The organism is Streptomyces sp. NPDC044921 (assembly GCF_056432865.1).
In genome coordinates, this window is sequence record NZ_JBWKIF010000009.1 from 125,873 (window position 1) to 143,131 (window position 17,259).

14 protein-coding genes are annotated in these 17,259 nt (G+C 72.7%); 9 read left to right on the plus strand and 5 right to left on the minus strand.

Annotated features, from left to right (window positions below; all coding sequences use genetic code 11):
• Window positions 1–73: 73 nt before the first annotated feature.
• On the minus strand, window positions 74–2,551 hold the full coding sequence (locus AC07DA_RS16385) for a glycoside hydrolase family 3 protein (protein WP_479128640.1): 2,478 nt from the start codon (window positions 2,549–2,551) through the stop codon (window positions 74–76).
• A gap of 64 nt (window positions 2,552–2,615) precedes the next feature.
• Here AC07DA_RS16385 and AC07DA_RS16390 point away from each other — a divergent pair, with 64 nt between their 5' ends.
• Both AC07DA_RS16390 and AC07DA_RS16395 read left to right on the plus strand, forming a co-directional pair.
• Complete coding sequence (locus AC07DA_RS16390; protein ID WP_479128642.1) at window positions 2,616–3,197, plus strand: TetR/AcrR family transcriptional regulator; 582 nt, start codon at window positions 2,616–2,618, stop codon at window positions 3,195–3,197.
• Between the two features lie 103 nt (window positions 3,198–3,300).
• Window positions 3,301–4,533 carry a pyroglutamyl-peptidase I gene (locus tag AC07DA_RS16395; protein WP_479128644.1) on the plus strand — a complete coding sequence of 411 codons (1,233 nt, stop codon included), beginning with the start codon at window positions 3,301–3,303 and terminating at the stop codon, window positions 4,531–4,533.
• On the opposite strand, the gene AC07DA_RS16400 is transcribed toward AC07DA_RS16395, so the two are convergent.
• The gene (locus AC07DA_RS16400) at window positions 4,517–5,311 is read right to left on the minus strand and encodes an EI24 domain-containing protein (RefSeq protein WP_479128646.1); all 795 of its coding nucleotides are present in this window, start codon (window positions 5,309–5,311) and stop codon (window positions 4,517–4,519) included. The two genes, AC07DA_RS16395 and AC07DA_RS16400, sit on opposite strands and share 17 nt — an antisense overlap.
• 197 nt (window positions 5,312–5,508) lie before the next feature.
• Between AC07DA_RS16400 and AC07DA_RS16405 the strand changes: the two genes are divergently transcribed.
• Window positions 5,509–8,082 carry a M14 family zinc carboxypeptidase gene (locus AC07DA_RS16405; RefSeq protein WP_479128648.1) on the plus strand — a complete coding sequence of 858 codons (2,574 nt, stop codon included), beginning with the start codon at window positions 5,509–5,511 and terminating at the stop codon, window positions 8,080–8,082.
• The gene (locus AC07DA_RS16410) at window positions 8,079–9,224 is read left to right on the plus strand and encodes a serine hydrolase domain-containing protein (protein WP_479128650.1); all 1,146 of its coding nucleotides are present in this window, start codon (window positions 8,079–8,081) and stop codon (window positions 9,222–9,224) included. The genes AC07DA_RS16405 and AC07DA_RS16410 overlap by 4 nt, the downstream gene beginning before the upstream one ends.
• Window positions 9,225–9,290: 66 nt before the next feature.
• Here the strand turns inward: AC07DA_RS16410 and AC07DA_RS16415 are convergent, their stop codons facing one another.
• Both AC07DA_RS16415 and AC07DA_RS16420 read right to left on the minus strand, forming a co-directional pair.
• On the minus strand, window positions 9,291–9,710 hold the full coding sequence (locus AC07DA_RS16415) for an organic hydroperoxide resistance protein (RefSeq protein ID WP_479128652.1): 420 nt from the start codon (window positions 9,708–9,710) through the stop codon (window positions 9,291–9,293).
• A 106-nt stretch (window positions 9,711–9,816) separates the two neighbouring features.
• Window positions 9,817–10,839, minus strand: a complete 1,023-nt coding sequence (locus tag AC07DA_RS16420; protein ID WP_479128654.1) for an NADP-dependent oxidoreductase — start codon at window positions 10,837–10,839, stop codon at window positions 9,817–9,819.
• A gap of 98 nt (window positions 10,840–10,937) precedes the next feature.
• On the opposite strand from AC07DA_RS16420, the gene AC07DA_RS16425 reads away from it, so the two are divergent.
• On the plus strand, window positions 10,938–11,390 hold the full coding sequence (locus tag AC07DA_RS16425) for a MarR family winged helix-turn-helix transcriptional regulator (protein ID WP_479128656.1): 453 nt from the start codon (window positions 10,938–10,940) through the stop codon (window positions 11,388–11,390).
• 205 nt (window positions 11,391–11,595) lie between these two features.
• Here the strand turns inward: AC07DA_RS16425 and AC07DA_RS16430 are convergent, their stop codons facing one another.
• The gene (locus AC07DA_RS16430; protein WP_479128658.1) at window positions 11,596–12,396 is read right to left on the minus strand and encodes an SCO2400 family protein; all 801 of its coding nucleotides are present in this window, start codon (window positions 12,394–12,396) and stop codon (window positions 11,596–11,598) included.
• 254 nt (window positions 12,397–12,650) lie between these two features.
• Between AC07DA_RS16430 and AC07DA_RS16435 the strand changes: the two genes are divergently transcribed.
• The 4 genes from AC07DA_RS16435 to chvE all read left to right on the plus strand — a co-directional run bounded on the left by AC07DA_RS16435 (window position 12,651) and on the right by chvE (window position 17,215).
• Window positions 12,651–13,814 carry a mandelate racemase/muconate lactonizing enzyme family protein gene (locus tag AC07DA_RS16435; protein WP_479128661.1) on the plus strand — a complete coding sequence of 388 codons (1,164 nt, stop codon included), beginning with the start codon at window positions 12,651–12,653 and terminating at the stop codon, window positions 13,812–13,814.
• A 61-nt stretch (window positions 13,815–13,875) separates the two neighbouring features.
• The gene (locus AC07DA_RS16440; protein ID WP_479128663.1) at window positions 13,876–14,880 is read left to right on the plus strand and encodes a zinc-dependent alcohol dehydrogenase; all 1,005 of its coding nucleotides are present in this window, start codon (window positions 13,876–13,878) and stop codon (window positions 14,878–14,880) included.
• Window positions 14,881–14,991: 111 nt separating this feature from the next.
• Window positions 14,992–15,960, plus strand: a complete 969-nt coding sequence (locus AC07DA_RS16445; protein ID WP_479128665.1) for a glycosyltransferase family protein — start codon at window positions 14,992–14,994, stop codon at window positions 15,958–15,960.
• A 142-nt stretch (window positions 15,961–16,102) separates the two neighbouring features.
• Window positions 16,103–17,215: a multiple monosaccharide ABC transporter substrate-binding protein gene (chvE, locus tag AC07DA_RS16450; RefSeq protein WP_479128667.1), complete on the plus strand. Its 1,113-nt coding sequence runs from the start codon at window positions 16,103–16,105 to the stop codon at window positions 17,213–17,215.
• The last annotated feature ends 44 nt before the right edge of the window (window positions 17,216–17,259 follow it).

Below are 17,259 nucleotides of genomic sequence, written 5' to 3' on the forward strand. Positions count from 1 at the left end.
CCGGCGGGCCGGCGAGCCCCGGTCCGGAGGTCAGGTCCCGGACCGGGGCCGCCGAGGGGGAACTTGTCCCGGATCAGACGTTAATGGTCGCGGTGATCCTGCGGTCGGCGATCGAGCGTCCGACCTGGATCTCGTACGAACCCTTCACAAAAGACCACGAGCCGGTCGCTTCGTCCCAGATCTCGAAGGCGCGGCGGGGCAGTTCGACGGTCGCCTCGGCCGTCTCGCCGGGGCCGGCCCCGACGCCCGCGAAGCCGGCCAGCCAGCGCGCCGGGCGGGTCGGGTCCGCCTCGCGGGGAGCGAGGTAGAGCTGGACGACCTCGCGGCCGGGGCGGTCGCCGGTGTTGCGGAGGCGGACCTTCGCGGTGGTTCCTTCCGGTGCTGCGGCGACCTCGACCGACTCGTAGCTCCAGTCGGTGTAGCCCAGTCCGTGGCCGAAGGGGTAGGCGGGGGTGCGGCCGTGCTTCTCCCAGGCGCGGTAGCCGATGAAGACGCCTTCCTCATAGGGGAGTTCGCCGTTCTCCGGGACGACCCGGGTGACCGGGGCGTCGGCCAGGGAGCCCCAGGTGGTGGGCAGGCGGCCGCCCGGCTCGTGGGCGCCGGTGAGGACGTCCGCGAGGGCCGCGCCGCCCTCCTGGCCGGGGAACCAGGACAGCAGCACGGCGGCGACCTCGTCGCGCCAGGGCATTTCCACCGGGGAGCCGGAGTTGACGACCACGACGGTGTTCGGGTTGGCGGCGGCGACGGCGCGTACGAGGTCGTCCTGGCGGCCGGGCAGGCGCAGGTCCGTGCGGTCGAAGCCCTCGGACTCGACGCGCTCGGTGGTGGCGACCACGACGACGGCCGTGTCGGCGTCCCGGGCGGACTCGGCGGCCTCGGCGATGAGTTCGTCGGGGTCGCGCTGCGGGTCCTGGTGGGCGAGGGTGAAGCCGATGACCCGCATGGGGTGGCCGTCGGGCGGCGGGACCGTGTGGGTGAGGGAGACCTCGACCGGTTCCCCGGCGGTCAGGCCGACCCGGGCGTGCGGCACGGGCGGGCCGAAGAAGGTGAGGAACGGGTCGTCCCCGTCGGGGCGCTGGACACCGTCGTAGTACACGGTGCCCGCGACGGTCAGCCGGAAGGGGCCGAGGCCCTTGATGCCGAAGGTGTGCGTGCCGGTCTCGCGCGGGGTGAAGGTGCCGGTCAGTTCGACGCTGCGCAGGTTCTCGTGGGTGACGCCGTCGGGGAGGTCGGCGCCCGTCCACTGGATGTGGCCGCTGGGGGCGGAGCGGGTGCCGAGGACGGTGCCGTCGGCGTCCCGGCAGACGGCGCGCAGCTCGAAGCCCGCTTCGGCGATGGGCAGTTCGGTGTTGGGGTCGGCGCCGAGGGTGTAGGTCAGGGCGCCCTCGGGCAGGGCGGCGGTCAGTCCGTCGAGCGGGGAGACGGTCCGGGCCGGGAAGACGGTGGCGGAGCCGCCGCCGAGGACGCGGGCGTCGCGGGCCGCGGCGCCGGTCAGCGCGACCCGGCCGGGCCTCAGCGGCAGGGCGCCGTTCTCGTTGCGGACGAGGACGAAGGAACGGCGGGCGATCTCGCGGGCGAGGGCCTCGCCGTCGACGTCCGCGGGCGGTGCGGTGACGACGGGGTCGGCGCCCTCCAGGGCGCCCACCCGGGCGGCGAGGCGCAGCACGCGGCGGACGGCCGCGTCGACCAGGGCCTCGTCGGCCTCGCCGGCCCGTACGGCCCGGGCGAGGTTCTCGCCGTAGACGGTGGCAGGGCCGGGCATGGCGAGGTCGAGGCCGCCGGTGAGCGCACCGGTCGTGGAGCGGGCGGCGGTCCAGTCGGAGACGTTGACGCCGTCGAAGCCCCACTGGCCGCGCAGGACTTCGTTGACCAGGTGGTGGTGCTCGGTCATGGTCGGGCCGTTGACCGAGTTGTAGGCGGTCATGATGCCCCAGGGGCGGGCGCTCTCCACGATCGCCTCGAAGGGGGCCAGGTACAGCTCGCGCAGGGCGCGTTCGCTCACGAGGTTGTTCACGGTGAGGCGGTCGGTCTCGGCGTCGTTGGCGACGAAGTGCTTGACGGTGGTGCCGACGCCGCCGGACTGGACGCCCCGGACGTAGGCGGCGCCGATCCGGCCGGTGAGGTACGGGTCCTCGCTGTAGGCCTCGAAGTGACGGCCGCCCAGCGGGGAGCGGTGCAGGTTGACCGTGGGGGCGAGCAGGACGTGGACGCCCTTGCGGCGGGCCTCCTGGGCGAGCAGGGCGCCGGCCCGGTGGGCGAGGTCCGGGTCCCAGGTGGCGGCGAGGGCGGTCGGGGAGGGCAGGGCGACGGACGGGTCGTCGGCGCTCCAGTGCACCCCGCGGACGCCGATCGGGCCGTCGGACATGACCAGCGACGCGAGGCCCGCTTCCGGCAGCGCGGGCAGGCTCCACATGTCCTGGCCGGCCAGGAGCCGCGCCTTGGCGTCCAGGTCGAGCCTGCCCAGGGCCGCCTCGACGGCCGCCTCGCGCCGTTCCTCCGCTGTCTCCGTCACGTCGGCACCTCCATGTCGAAAGCCGCTGGACGTCACCATCGTGCACCGGCGACCTGTAACCTGGCAGGTTTCGTTATACCCTCGTGATGTCAGGGTGTTCGGCATGTCGTACGGTGACGCCATGACGGCCAGGACGAGGAGCGGGGAACGGCGCGCGGAGATCGTGCGGGCCGCCCTGGAGGTGATCGCCGAGCGCGGCTACCGGGGAGCGAGCCTGGCGGCGGTCGCCGAGCGGGTCGGGCTGACCCAGCAGGGGCTGCTGCACCACTTCCCGACCAAGGAGGCGCTGCTCGTCGCGGTCCTCGAGGACCGCGACCGCTGGGACGCGATGCCGGCCGGCCGGCTGCGCCTGGACCTGCTGGCCTCCCTCGTCGAGTACAACGCGATGCGGCCCGCCCTCGTCCAGACCTTCTCGGCACTGCTCGGCGAGAGCGTCACCGAGGGGCATCCGGCCCGCGCCTACTTCACCGACCGCTACGTCGGGGTGCGCGCCGGCATGGCGGAGGTGCTGCGCGCCGAGTACGGCGACCGCCTGCCGAGCGGCCTCAGCCCCGAGCGGGCCGCTCCGCTCCTGGTGGCGATCCTGGACGGGCTGCAGTACCAGTGGCTGCTGGACCCGGAGTCGGTGGACATGGCGTCGGCGTTCCGCGACTTCCTGACGCTGCTGGGCGAGAGCGGCGGCTGACCTCCCTCCCCCGGTCACGTATGGCGTGGACCACTCCCGTCACGGGATACTTCCGCCGTCCGGCACCACGCCACCCCCACCGTGACGGAAGGGCCCAACCCCCTTGAACCTCATACGCGTTCGCCTCGGCGTCCTCGGTCTCGCGCTGCTGACCGGCCTGACCACCACCCCCTCCGCCGGCGCCGCCGGGGCGGCCCCCTCCCCCACCGTCGAGGAGCAACGGCTCGACCGGGCCGCCCCGCGGGAGATCCTGCGCCGCTCCGGGTTCGACGCCGTGGCCCCGCGGCTGGCGCGGTCGCTCGACGCGGCCCGCTCCTACGGGGAGGCCCGCCGGGCCGTCACCCGCGAGGGGTCACAGCTGTGGCGGCGGGCCGTCGACCGGGCACAGGGACGCGGCCCGGCGGGCGGGGACCTGAGCCGGGACGACGACCGGCCGCTGTACTGGGCGCGGTTGGGCATGACCCGCGAAGTGCGCACCTGGCAGCCGGAGTTCGGGCTGACCGACCGGCAGCGGGCCGCCCTGCTGGACGAGCTGGAGCGCACCTCGCGCGGCCAGACCGCCCTCCGCTATCCGCACGGCAAGGGCCTGAAGCGCATCCTGCTCACCGGCTTCGACCCGTTCACCCTGGACCGGGACGTCCGCATCTCCAACCCGTCCGGCGCCACCGCGCTCGCCCTCGACGGCACGGTCGTCGAGACCGCGGCCGGACCGGCCCGCATCGAGACGGCCGTGTTCCCGGTGCGCTGGCGGGACTTCACCGAAGGCACGGTGGAGCGGACGCTGCGGCCGCACCTCGGGAAGGTCGACCTGTTCACCACCGTCAGCCAGGGCCGCGTCGGGCGGTTCGACATCGAGCGGACCAACGGGGCCTGGCGGGGCGGCTTCGGGGACAACGAGAACGTCGGCCGCACCGAGACGATCCCCGTCACCGACCCCGCCTCGCAGCCCCAGTGGACGGCGACCACCCTGCCGTACGCGGCGATCGTCGCCGCCCCCACCGGCCGCTTCCCCGTGTACGACAACACGAGCGTCACCGAGATCCCGGCCGGCGCCACCCAGCCCGTCGTGCGCCCCGAGGGGCCGACCCCCGGCTCGACCGCACGCGCGGGCGGCGGCGGGGACTACCTCTCCAACGAGATCGCCTACCGGGCGACCCTGCTGCGCGACCGGCTCGGCCTGCACGGAGTGCTGCCGGGCGGGCACGTGCACACCCCGGTGCTGCAGTTCGGCGCCGGGAACACCACCGAGGTCACCGACCCGGACTTCGTGCGCAACCGGCTGGACATCATCGCCCAGGTGAGGAGCATCCTGAAGGTGGCTACGGAAGCGTCTTGACCGCCTGATCGCCGCCCTCGTCGCTCTCCCGGATCTCCTCGCCCAGCAGCTCACGCGCCATGAGGGTGGCGCCGGCCACCGCGCCCGGCATCAGGAACACCGCCACGAACGGCACCAGGAAGGACACGGCCAGGGGCGTGCCGAAGCCCCAGACCAGGGTCCTGCGGGAGCGCAGCAGCGTCAGGCGGGCGCGCAGTTCCACCCCGCGGCGCTGGAGGGCGACGGCGGTCAGTTCCTCGGTGAGGAAGAACCCGGTGACGAAGAACCCGATCACGGGCACGGCCGTCTGCCCGACGACCGGGACGAAGCCGCAGGCGAACAGCAGTACGCCCCACAGCGCGGCCCGCACGACGATCCGGAGGCTGTCGCGGCCGGAGATCCACAGCTCCCGCCACAGCGGCAGCCCCGACTCGGGGGCGTGCCCGTCCGGGGACACGTCCCGGTCGACCTTCTCGGAGAGGTTCTCGTAGAAGGGCTGCCCGATCAGCAGGGTCACCGCGGTGAAGGTGACGACGGCGAGCAGCAGGGCCAGGGCGAACAGCACGACGGTGAGGAAGCCGCGGAAGAGCCCGGCCCACGGGCTCGACCAGTCGTCGGCGAACGGCGTCGCCCAGGCGACGGCGTCCTCCCCCCACAGCCCCAGCGCGACGAGCGCCGCCGCGTACAGCACCAGGGTGATCAGGCCCGGGAGCAGCCCGAAGCCGTACTGCCTGCCGTGCCGGGCCACCCACCGCTGGCCCTTGAGCAAGTACCGGAAACCCGTCCCCAGATCGCGCATGGGACGACCCTATCGGGGCCGGTGTCGCGCTCCTGACGCGCTCCGGTCACACCGCTGTCACGGGCCGCCCAGGCCGGGGCGGGGCCCGCCCGTGGAGCCGTCCGGGGCACGGGTGAGACCAACGCGGCCTTGTTGCCGTTGAGTCGAACCGGTACACCTCGCCGTACCGATCTCAGGAAGCACCACAGGAGGTACGCGTGCGCACCACGAGAACCGTTCCTGCGAGACCTGTACTGATCGTCACCCTCGGCCTCGTCACGGCGGGTTCGCTCCTGCTCGCCCCCGGCTCCGCGGGCGCCGACCCCCGGCCGGTCACCCGGGAGGGCGCCCCCGTCGACGACCGGGCGGCCCGGGCCCCCGAGAGCACGGCCCGGCGGGCCCTGGCCGCTCCCGGCACGACCCCCGCCACGACGGACACCCGCGGCTACCCCCGCCGCCAGGTCCTCTCCCCCGACCCGGTGAACCCCGGCGACAAGTCCCTGAAGCTGGGGCTCGTCCCGTACCACGGGATCGTCCCGCGCCTGAACGCCCTGCAGCGCCTCGGCGACCGGGTGAGCGTGGAGGTGGCGGGCCGTTCGGCGGGCGGCCACCGCCTCTACCTCGTCACCGTCACCGCCCCGGAGACCACCCGCGAGGCACGCGCCCAGCGGCGGATGCGCGAGCTCATCGAGAACGCACCGGCCAGGGCGGCCAAGTCGGCCGAGATCAAGCGCACTTACAAGACCCCGGTCTTCGTCAACGGCAACATCCACGGCAACGAGTGGGAGGGCACGGACGCCTCCCTGAAGGTCATCGAGGAGCTCGCGACCGCACGGGACGCCAGGACGCGGGACCTCCTCGCGCACAGCCGCCTGTACTTCAACATCACCGCCAACCCGGACGGCCGTATCGCCGGCACCCGCGCCAACGCGGGCGGCTTCGACCTGAACCGCGACTTCGTCACCGCCTCCCAGCCCGAGACCCGCGCGATGCGGCGCATCCAGCTCGACACTCAGCCGGCCGTCCTGCTCGACCTGCACGGCTACGTCAACGGCACCCTCATCGAGCCCACCACTCCCCCGCACGGCGAGAACTACGAGTACGACCTCTTCCTGAAGAACACCTACGCCAACGCCCTCCGCATGGAGTCCGCCGTCAACGCCCTCGGTTACACGCCCGCGAAGGACGGCGTGGAACCGGCCCAGATCCCCTTCCGCGACCAGGAGGAGGGCTGGGACGACTGGCCGCCGATCTTCACCCCGCAGTACGCGGCCTTCCACGGCACGGTCGCCGCCCACACCGTGGAGATCCCGCTGGCGGTGAACAACGAGGAGTACGAGGAGCTGCCCGATGCGGAGCTGCGCCGCCGCTCCGCGGTCAACACGGCCGTGGCGGGCGCGGCCGTCCGCGCGACGCTGGACCACGTGCGGGAGCGGCGCGCGACGCTGATCGCCGACCAGATCGAGGTGTTCCGCCGCGGGGCGGCCGGCGCCCCGCAGGTGCCGGTGTCACCGCGGTCCGTGCCCGGCGTGCCCGGCATCGGCCCGGAGGACGTCTACACGACGTCCTTCCCGCGCGCCTACGTCATCCCGTCCGGTACCTCGCCCGCGCAGCGCTCCGCCCCGGCCGCCGCGCGCCTGGTCGACCACCTCTTCGCCAACGACGTCCGCGTCACGCGCGCCGCCCGCCCCTTCCGGCTCGCCGGACGGACGTACCCCGCGGGCTCGTACGTCGTCGACATGCGCCAGCCCAAGCGCGGCATGGCGAACGCGCTGCTGGCCGACGGCCGGGACATCAGCGGCAAGGTGTCGGTGATGTACGACATCTCCGGCTGGAGCCTGGGCCGGCTGTGGGGCGCCACGGTCGAACCGGTGGCGTCGGGCAGCCTGCGGGACGCGGCCCTGCGCCCGGTCACCCGGGCGGCCCCCGTCGCGCACGTACCGCCGCACGGCGACCTCCTGCTCCGCCTGGGCGACCCGCGCGAGATCGCGGCCCTCAACTCCCTCCTGCGCCGCGGCGTCACCGTGCGCGAGGCGCCGGACGGCGGCGCGATCGTGCCCGCCTCGGCCCGCCGCGAGGCGCTCGCCGCCGCCCGCGCGCACGACGTCTCCTTCACGGCCACCCGGCGCACCGGCACCACCCCGCTGCACCGCCCGCGCGTCGCCGCCGCCGTCACGCCGGGTGAGCTGTTCGCGCTGCGGGAGATGGGCTTCGACGTCACGCCGGTCTCGACCGCCGTGCTGAACGCGGGCTTCGACTGGTCCGGCACGGACGTGCTGTTCGTCTCCGCCGGACTGGACCGCGCCCGGCTGACCGCGCCCGCCCGCGGCGCCCTGGACGCCTTCCTCGGCCGTCACGGCCTGGTCGGCCGGGGCGCGACGGGCGCGGCCCTGAACGCGGCGGCGGGCCGGCTGGCCGTCACGCCGGTGGCGGGCAACGCGGACGCGAACGGCGTGGTGCGGGTGACCAACCCGGGCCCGCTCACCCGGGGCGCGCCGGACCACACCTTCGTCTACGCCCCGCTGTGGTTCACCGGTCTGGGCACCGGGGTGCGCGTCGAGCAGGCGTACGCGCCGGGGAACCCGCTGGTCTCCGGCCACTGGCGGCCCCTGCGGGACGGCTCCGGCGGCCCGGCCGCGGCAGCCGGCCGGGCCGCCGTGGTCAGCGGTGACCGGACGGTCCTGTTCGGTACGGAACCACTCTTCCGGGGCCACCCCAAGGGGGAATTCGCCCAGGTGGCGAGGGCATTGTTCACAGTGGCACACAGCGGTTCGGTTGAGGAGAGCGGATGACGCAGGAGATCCACGGCACCGTGGCGGACGGCTTCGAGGACGTACGCGAGGAGTTCGCCGCGTTCGTGGCCGGGGAACGGCCCGACTACGAGGGCCAGCTGTGCGCCTACGTCCACGGGCGCAAGGTCGTCGACCTGTGGGCGGGGACCGAGCCGGACGCCCTCTACGGCGTGTTCTCGTCGACCAAGGGCGCCGCTTACCTGGTCGTGGCCCTCCTGGTCCAGGACGGCACGCTGGAACTGGACCGCAAGGTGACGTACTACTGGCCGGAGTTCGGTGCCGAGGGCAAGGCGGGCCTGACGCTGCGCGACCTGCTCGCGCACCGGGCGGGCGTGGTCGGCACGGACAGCGGATTCACGCTCGCGGAGCTGGCGGACGACCGCCAGCTCGCCGAACGCCTCGCGGACCAGCGGCCGTTCTGGCGTCCCGGCACGGCGTTCGGCTACCACGCGCTGGTCGGCGGCGCCCTCGTCGGCGAGGTGGTCCGCCGGGCCACCGGACGCACGCTCCAGGAGGTCTACCGGGAGCGGATCCGCATCCCGTACGCCCTGGACTTCCACCTGGGCCTGCCCGCCCCGCAGGAACCCCGCTTCCGCACGACGCAGCCGATGGCCCCGACACCGCAGCAGCGGGCCCTCCTGGACGCCGCGCCCACGGGCCCGCACACACTGACCTCGATCGCCTTCAACCGCAACGCGGCGGAGCCGACCGACCTGGCCTCGCTGCCCAACATGCCGCTGGTGCGCGCCAAGGGCCCGGCGTCGGTGGGCGGGGTGGCGTCCGCGCGGGGCCTGGCCGGGATGTACGCGGCGGCGATCAGCGAGACGGGCGGCCGGGCGCCGCTGCTCAAGCCGGACACGGTGGCGGAGTTCGGCCAGTTCCACTCGGCCGGCTACGACCTGGTGGCCCGGACGCACAAGTCGTTCGGGCTGGGCTTCCAGACGACCGCTGACACGTGGCACCCGTTCCTCGGCGCCGGGACGATCGGGCACAGCGGCGCGAACGGTTGCCAGGCGTTCGCGGACCCGTGGAGCGGCCTGGCGTACGGCTACACGCGCCGCCGGTTCGCCTCCCCGGGCGGGGCGGCCCCGGAGAACGACCGGCTGGCGCGGGCGGTCCACCGGGCGGCACTGGCCGCCTGAGCCGGGCACGGACGAGGCCGCACCCCACGTCCCGGGGTGCGGCCTCCGCGTACGCGACGACGGTCGTCAGACCAGCGTCACGGTGATGTCGCCGCGGGTCGCCTTCGAGTACGGGCACACCTCGTGGGCCTTCTCGACCAGCGACCGGGCGGTGCCCCGGTCGACCTTGGGGATGTCGGCGGAGATCTCGACGAGGATCCCGAACCCCTCCCCGTTCCTGCCGAGACCGACCTTCGCGGTCACGGTGGATCCGGTGAGGTCGGCGCCCTCCTGCCGGGCGACGACACCGAGCGCGCCCTGGAAGCAGGCGCTGTACCCGGCGGCGAACAGCTGCTCGGGGTTGGTGCCGGCGCCGCTCCCGCCCATCTCCTTCGGCGGGTTGACGACGACGTCGAGCTTGCCGTCGTCGGTGGCCACGCGGCCGTCGCGCCCGTTCTCGGCGGTCGCCACGGCGGTGTACAGGACGTCGGACTGCTGGATCGGCATGCGGTGGTGTTCCTTCGGTCGTCCGCCGCGGCTCGCGCCCGGGCCGGGACGGATTCGGAAAGAAGTTACCGCATGCCGGAACTCAAGCAAAGGGGTGCCGGGAGCGTCAGAGCTTGACGATCATCTTCCCGGTGTTGTCGCCCCGGAGCACCCCGAGGAACGCCTCCAGGTTGTTCTCGATGCCCTCGACGACGGTCTCGCGGTACTTCAGCGCGCCGGAGGCGACCCAGGGGGCGACCTCCCGCACGAACTGCGGCTGCAGGTCGTAGTGGTCGCCGACCAGGAAGCCCTCGATGCGGCCGCGGGTCTGGATGAGGCGGGCGAGGTTCTTCGGGCCCGGGGCGGGCTCGGTGTTGTTGTAGACGGAGATCATGCCGCAGACCGCGATCCGGCCGCCCTCGTTGAGGGAGCCGATGGCCGCCTCCAGGTGGTCGCCGCCCACGTTGTCGAAGTAGACGTCGATGCCGTCGGGGGCGGCGGCGCGCAGCTGCTCGCTCACCGGCCCGTCCTTGTAGTTGAAGGCCGCGTCGAAGCCGTACTCCTCCACCAGGAGCTTGACCTTCTCCTCCGACCCGGCGGAGCCGACGACCCGCGAGGCGCCCTTCAGCTTCGCGATCTGCCCGACCTGGCCGCCGACGGCCCCGGCGGCGCCGGAGACGAAGACGGAGTCGCCCTCCTTGAAGGCGGCGGTGCGCAGCAGGCCCGCGTAGGCGGTGAGACCGGTCATGCCGAGCACGCCCAGGTACGCCGAGAGCGGCGCGGCCTCCGGGTCGACCTTCACGGCGTTCTTCGCGGCCATGACGGCGTACTCGCGCCAGCCGAAGAAGTGCAGCACGTGGTCGCCGGCGGCGATCCCCTCGGCGTTCGACGCCACGACCTCACCGACCGCGCCGCCCTGCATGACCTTGCCCAGCTCGAAGGGGGCGGCGTAGGACTTGGCGGCGCTCATGCGGCCGCGCATGTACGGGTCCACGGAGAGGTACTTGTTCCGGACGAGGACCTGCCCCTCACCGGGCCGCGGGACCTCCGCCTCGACCAGGGCGAAGTCCTCGGGCTTCGGCCAGCCGACCGGGCGGCTCAGCAGGTGCCACTCGCGACTGACGGCGGGGAGGGTGGGCGTGTCGGTCATGGTGCGCCTTTCCTTCGGTCGAGCGGATGCTTCAGTACCTGAAACAACCATGCTCCTGAATATTTCAGGTTGTCAAACAACCGGGTACCCTCGACGGCATGGCCTCCACCACACCGGCTCCCCGGAGCAGGACGAACCGCCGCCCCGATCCGCTGACCCTCGAAGTCGTCGAGCTGATCGGGGAGGTCGTGGCGCGGTTCCACGAGGACTACGAGTCGGCGGCCGCCGAGCACGCGCTGACGGGCGCGCAGGCGCGGCTGCTGAGCCTGCTGTGCCTGGAACCGCTGCCGATGCGGAGGCTGGCGCAGCGGCTGAAGTGCGAGCCGTCGAACGTGACCGGGATCGTGGACCGGCTGGAGGCCCGGGGGCTGGTGGAGCGGCGGCCCGACCCCGCCGACCGGCGGGTGAAGGTGGCGGCGGCGACGGAGGAGGGGCGGCGGGTGGCGCGGAGCCTGCGGGAGTCACTGCGGTTCGCGCGGGAGCCGCTGGCCGGGCTGCCGGAGGAGGAGAGAGTGGCGCTGCGGGATGCGTTGCGGGCGATGCTGGAGTGACGTGACCTCGCGGGTGCGCGGGGCCGGCGCCCGGGTCGGGGCGCCGCGCGGCCCGGCGTTCGCGGTGCCGGCGTCGCCATTGAGGCCAGGTGGGTCCGCACCCCGGCGGCGCGGGGTGCCGCCGCGCCCACCCGTGCCGCCCCTGGCGGCACGCAGGCCCGCAGCCGGGGCGGCGCGGCCCCTGCCCACGCCCGCCGCGAAGGCGCTACGTGCACCACCACAGGAACCGGTCGCAGGTCTCCGAGGGGGACGGTTCCGGGTCCGGGGGGCGGGTCGTCGGGCCCGAGGTCGGGGTCGGCGCCGGGGCCGGTGCGGTGGCCGTCGGAGCCGTGGGCGGGCGGCTGGGGGACGTGCCCGCCGGGGCCGATGCCGGGGCCTTCGACGTCTCGTCCTCGTCCGGCGTCTTCGACTTCTCGTCCTTCGGGGAGGCGGACGCCGACGAGGAGCCGGATGCCCTGGGAGAGGGGCTCGCTGACGAGCTCTCAGGTGCGCCGTCCCCACCGGGGCCGGTCCCCGGCTCCCCCGCCTCGACCTCCAGCGCGTCACCGTCCGCCGACTCCCCGCCGGCCGCCGCGGGCCCCCGTGCCGGCTTCTGCGCGTCCATGCCCAGCTCCGCCAGGCTCAGCCCGCCCGCCGCCAGCACGAACCCGGCCGCGATGAACAGGGTCCGGCGCCGCCGCCGGCGGTGCGCCGCGGCCTTGCGGTCACGCCGGCTCGACCCGACCGGCCCGTCACCGGCCGGCTCCGGTCCGCGCCCCGCCCGCCGGCGCGCGGCACGCCCCGACGGCTCGTCACCGGCCTCGTCGGGCGCGTCACCCTCGTCGGGCGTGTCGTCAAAGGCCTCCTCGGCGACCCCCTCGGCGACATCCCCGCTGTCCTCCGCAACGGCGTCGGCGTACACGCCCGGACCCGGCTCACGCCGGGGCATCGATTCCGCTGAGGTGCCGCACCCGGGGCAGGCCAGCGCGCCGTTGAGGTGCCGTCGGCACGGGTCGCAGTAGTCCATGACGCGGGAAGATTAAGTTCCGCGCGGGTGCCGTTCCTAGATCCAGCTGTGAAGGTTCTGTAGGGACGCACTCCGACCGGGGTTTCGAAACTGTCGAAACCGTTATGCGCGCGACCCATTGACACCCCCACCGCCGCGTCCTTACTGTCACGCCAGCATTTCGAACGTGTGCCGAAATCTCGAACATGACATGACGGCGCACGGACGGAAGACTGACGGAAACTGAGCCGACGAAGCTGCGAGGGACAACCGCCGTGCGCATCACCGGAATCAGCACACACGTGGTCGGGACGCCGTGGCGCAACCTGACGTACGTCCAGGTGCACACCGACGAGGGCATCACCGGAGTCGGCGAGACCCGGATGCTGGGACACACCGACGCCCTTCTCGGTTACCTGAAGGAGGCTGAGGCCAACCACATTCTCGGCTCCGACCCGTTCGCTGTCGAGGATCTCGTCAAGCGGATGAAGTACGGCGACTACGGCCGTGCGGGCGAGATCGTGATGTCGGGCATCGCCGTGATCGAGATGGCCTGCTGGGACATCAAGGGCAAGGCCCTGGGCGTCCCGGTCTGGCAGCTGCTGGGCGGCAAGGTCACCGACAAGGTCAAGGCCTACGCCAACGGCTGGTACACCACCGAGCGGACGCCCGAGGCCTACCACAAGGCCGCCCAGGGGGTCATGGAGCGCGGCTACCGCGCGCTCAAGATCGACCCCTTCGGCACCGGCCACTTCGAGCTGGACCACAAGGACACCCTGTACGCGGTCTCCCTGATCGAGGCGGTCCGCGACGCCATCGGCCCCGAGGCCGAGCTGATGCTGGAGATGCACGGCCGCTTCTCCCCGGCCACGGCCGTGCGCCTGGCCAAGGAGCTGGCGCCGTTCAAGCCGGCGTGGCTGGAGGAGCCGGTCCCGCCGGAGAACCTCAAGGCGCTGGAGAAGGTCGCCGCCAAGGTCGACATGCCGGTCGCCACCGGCGAGCGCATCCACGACCGGATCGAGTTCCGGGAGCTGTTCGAGAACCAGGCCGTCGACATCATCCAGCCGGACGTCGGCCACATCGGTGGAATCTGGGAGACCAGGAAGCTCGCCGCGACCGCCGAGACGCACTACATGCTGGTCGCCCCGCACAACGTGGGCGGCTCGGTGCTGACCGCCGCCTCGCTCCAGGTCGGGTTCACCTCCCCGAACTTCAAGATCCTGGAGCACTTCAACGACTTCGCGGACGCGGAGATCAAGAAGGTGGTCAAGGGTGCCCCGCAGGTGAACCCGGAGGACGGCTGCTTCCACCTCTCCGACGCTCCGGGCCTCGGCGTGGAGCTGGACGTGGACGCCGCCGCCGAGTTCCCGCAGCAGCAGGCCCGCTTCGACCTCTGGGCGGAGGGCTGGGAGCAGCGCAAGCCCAAGGCCACCCAGTGACCGTCCGGCCCCCGGAAACCCGGCACCGGCCACCGAAACCTTCGAAAACCGGAGGCGCCCCGTGAGCACCGCGGTAGTGATCGACGCCCCGGGCGAGCACCGTCTCGTCCCGCACGAGCCCCGGCGGCCCGGGGCCGGCGAGGCCCTGGTGCGCGTGCACGCCTCCGGCATCTGCGGCAGCGACCGCGAGGTGTACCAGGGCAACCGCCCCGAGGGGTACGTGCGCTATCCGCTCACCCCGGGCCACGAGTGGTCCGGGACGGTGGAGGCCGTGGGCGCGGACGTCCCCGCCTCCCTGGTCGGCCGCAAGGTCGTCGGCGAGGGCTTCCGCAACTGCCAGGTGTGCGACCGCTGCCACGCGGGCGACACGACCCTGTGCACGGCCGGGTACGAGGAGACCGGGTTCACCCAGCCGGGCGCGATGGCGGCCACGCTGACCCTCCCGGCGCGGTTGCTGCACGTCCTGCCGGACGGCTGCGACCTCACGGCCGCGGCGCTGCTGGAGCCCGCCGCGTGCATCGCGGCCGCCGCGCTGAAGGCGAACGCGCGGCCCGGCGAGAAGGTCGCCGTGGTCGGCACCGGGACGCTCGGCATGTTCGCCGTGCAGTTCCTGAAGGCGAACTCGCCCGCGCATCTGCTGGTCGTCGGCACCCGCCGGGACCGCGAGGCGCTGGCGCGGCAGTACGGCGCGACGGACTTCCGGACCAAGGACGAGCAGCTCCCGGACGACGTCGACGTGGTGATCGAGACGGCCGGGTCCGCGGACGCCGCCCGGCTCTCCGCCGCCCTGCTCAGGCGCGGGGGCCGGCTGGTCCTGACGGGTATCCCGGCCGCGGGTGCCGAGGGCCTCGACCCGACCGACCTGGTCGTACGGCAACTGGAGGTGCACACCGTCTTCGGTGCCCCGCCGGATGCCTGGGCGCACACCGTGCGGGTGTTCGCCGCCGGGCTGCTCGACCCGCTGCCGCTGGTGACGCACGAGCTGCCGCTCTCCGAGTTCTCGCAGGCCATCGAGCTGGTGGGGGCCGGGGATCCGAAGGTGGGCAAGGTGCTGCTCCGCCCGTAGACGTACGCCGGTACGGGGGCGACCTGACGGTTCCCGTACCGGCGTACACCCAGCCTTGCCCTGCCCCGAGCCGCGAACCTCGTCCGACATATCGAACCGAAGGACTTTGCTGTGACCGACGCTTCCGCCCCGGCCGCCCGCAGGCCCGGTGAGCAGGCGCTCACCACCCTGGGCCTGAACGCGCCCGCCCTCGATCCCGCCGACGCCTCGCCGCACTCCTTCCCGGGCGGCGGCCGCTGGCGCACCGAGATCCCCTCGTGCGAGGGCCCGGAGGCACTGGCCGTGGTCCTGAAGGAGGCCTCGCGGCTGGACGTGCCGATCCACCGGATCAGCCAGGGCAGCGGCGTGTGGATGCTGACCGACGCCGAGATCACCGAGATGGTGGAAGCCACGGCCGAGCGCGACATCGAGCTCTGCCTGTTCACCGGCCCGCGCGGCACCTGGGACATCGGCGGGTCCACGCGCACCGACTCGCGGGGGGCCGGACTGCGCGCCCGGGGCCACGACGCGGTCGCCGGGTGCGTCGAAGACGCCGTCCGGGCCACGGAGTTGGGCGTCAAGTGCCTCCTCGTCGCCGACGAGGGCGTGCTGTGGACACTGCACCGGGCCCGCGCGGCCGGCATCCTCCCGGCCGACACCACGCTCAAGGTGAGCGCGCTCATCGGCCCCGTCAACCCGGCGGCGTACGCCGTCTACGAGCGTCTCGGCGCCGACTCGGTCAACGTGCCGAGCGACCTGACGCTCGATCACCTCACCGAGATCCGCCGGGTGTCGGGCGCTCCGATGGACATGTACATCGAGGCCCCCGACGACCTCGGCGGCTACGTCCGGATGTACGAGGTCGCCGAGCTGATCCGGCGCGGCGCACCGCTCTACCTGAAGTTCGGCCTGTCGAAGGCGCCCGGGATCTACCCCTACGGGCACCACATGCGGGAGCTGACCCTGGCCACCGCCAAGGAACGCGTGCGGCGCGGCCGGCTCGCCCTGGACCTCCTGGCCCGTCACGGAGCCGACGGCGACATGGCGCCGCTCGGCTCACGACTGCCGGGCGATCTGCAACGGTTCGAAATCTCGGCATAACGTTCCGGAAACTCGCCTTCACAAAAGAAGACACAGCCGCGCACAATCCCACACATCTCTTCTCGGTCTTTCCGGCACGACCACCCGGAGCGACTTCGCGCCTCCCAGACCGAGCCCTGCACACAGATCAAGGATGATGATCATGCGTAACCGCAGAGCCGCCCTCGCCGCCATAGCCGGAGCCGCGTCCCTCGCCCTGACCCTGTCCGCCTGCGGGCAGAACAGCGAGGGCGGCAGCGAGGAGAGCGGGGACAGCGCCAAGGGCGGGACCATCGGCATCGCGATGCCGACCAAGTCCTCCGAGCGCTGGATCGCCGACGGCAACAACGTCAAGAGGGATCTGGAGTCCAAGGGCTACAAGACCCAGCTGGTCTACGGCGAGGACGACCCGGACCAGCAGGTCTCGCAGATCGAGAACCTGATCACGCAGGGCGTCAAGGCGCTGATCGTCGCGGCCATCGACAACAAGTCGATGAACAACGTGCTCCAGCAGGCCAAGGACGCGAACATCCCGGTCATCTCCTACGACCGCCTGATCCTCGGCACGAAGAACGTCGACTACTACGCCTCCTTCGACAACGAGAAGGTCGGCGAGCTGCAGGGCACCTACATCGTCGAGAAGCTCGGCCTGAAGGACGGCTCCAAGAAGGGCCCGTTCAACATCGAGCTGTTCGCCGGCTCCAACGACGACAACAACACCCGCTACTTCTTCCAGGGCGCGATGAACGTGCTGCAGCCCTACATCGACAAGAAGCAGCTCGTCGTCCGCTCCGGCCAGACCAAGCTCAACCAGGTCACCACCCTGCGCTGGGACGGCGGCACCGCCCAGAAGCGCATGGACGACATCCTGACCTCGGCCTACAAGACCGAGCGCGTCGACGCCGTCCTCTCCCCCTACGACGGCATCTCCATCGGCATCCTGTCGGCCCTGAAGTCCGACGACTACGGCTCCAAGAGCAAGCCGCTGCCGGTCGTCACGGGCCAGGACGCCGAGGTCGCCTCGGTGAAGTCGATCATCGCCGACCAGCAGTCGATGACCGTCTACAAGGACACCCGCGAGCTCGCGAAGGTGGCCTCCAACATGGTCGACGCCCTGCTGAACGACAAGAAGCCCGAGGTCAACGACACCAAGACCTACGACAACGGCGCCAAGGTCGTCCCGGCCTACCTGCTGGAGCCGGTCGCCGTCGACAAGAGCAACTACCAGAAGGAGGTCGTCGACTCCGGCTACATCAAGGAGAGCGACCTCAAGTAGCCCCGCCACCCACCGACGATTCACCACTGATTGGAAGGCACGAC

Excerpts from the sequence above, each read along its gene's own strand:
- AC07DA_RS16385 (WP_479128640.1), bottom strand. The coding sequence starts at position 2,551 with ATGGTGACGTCCAGCGGCTTTCGACATGGAGGTGCCGACGTGACGGAG.
- AC07DA_RS16390 (WP_479128642.1), top strand. The coding sequence starts at position 2,616 with ATGTCGTACGGTGACGCCATGACGGCCAGGACGAGGAGCGGGGAACGG.
- AC07DA_RS16400 (WP_479128646.1), bottom strand. The coding sequence starts at position 5,311 with ATGCGCGATCTGGGGACGGGTTTCCGGTACTTGCTCAAGGGCCAGCGG.
- AC07DA_RS16410 (WP_479128650.1), top strand. The coding sequence starts at position 8,079 with ATGACGCAGGAGATCCACGGCACCGTGGCGGACGGCTTCGAGGACGTA.
- AC07DA_RS16415 (WP_479128652.1), bottom strand. The coding sequence starts at position 9,710 with ATGCCGATCCAGCAGTCCGACGTCCTGTACACCGCCGTGGCGACCGCC.
- AC07DA_RS16420 (WP_479128654.1), bottom strand. The coding sequence starts at position 10,839 with ATGACCGACACGCCCACCCTCCCCGCCGTCAGTCGCGAGTGGCACCTG.
- AC07DA_RS16425 (WP_479128656.1), top strand. The coding sequence starts at position 10,938 with ATGGCCTCCACCACACCGGCTCCCCGGAGCAGGACGAACCGCCGCCCC.
- AC07DA_RS16430 (WP_479128658.1), bottom strand. The coding sequence starts at position 12,396 with ATGGACTACTGCGACCCGTGCCGACGGCACCTCAACGGCGCGCTGGCC.
- chvE (WP_479128667.1), top strand. The coding sequence starts at position 16,103 with ATGCGTAACCGCAGAGCCGCCCTCGCCGCCATAGCCGGAGCCGCGTCC.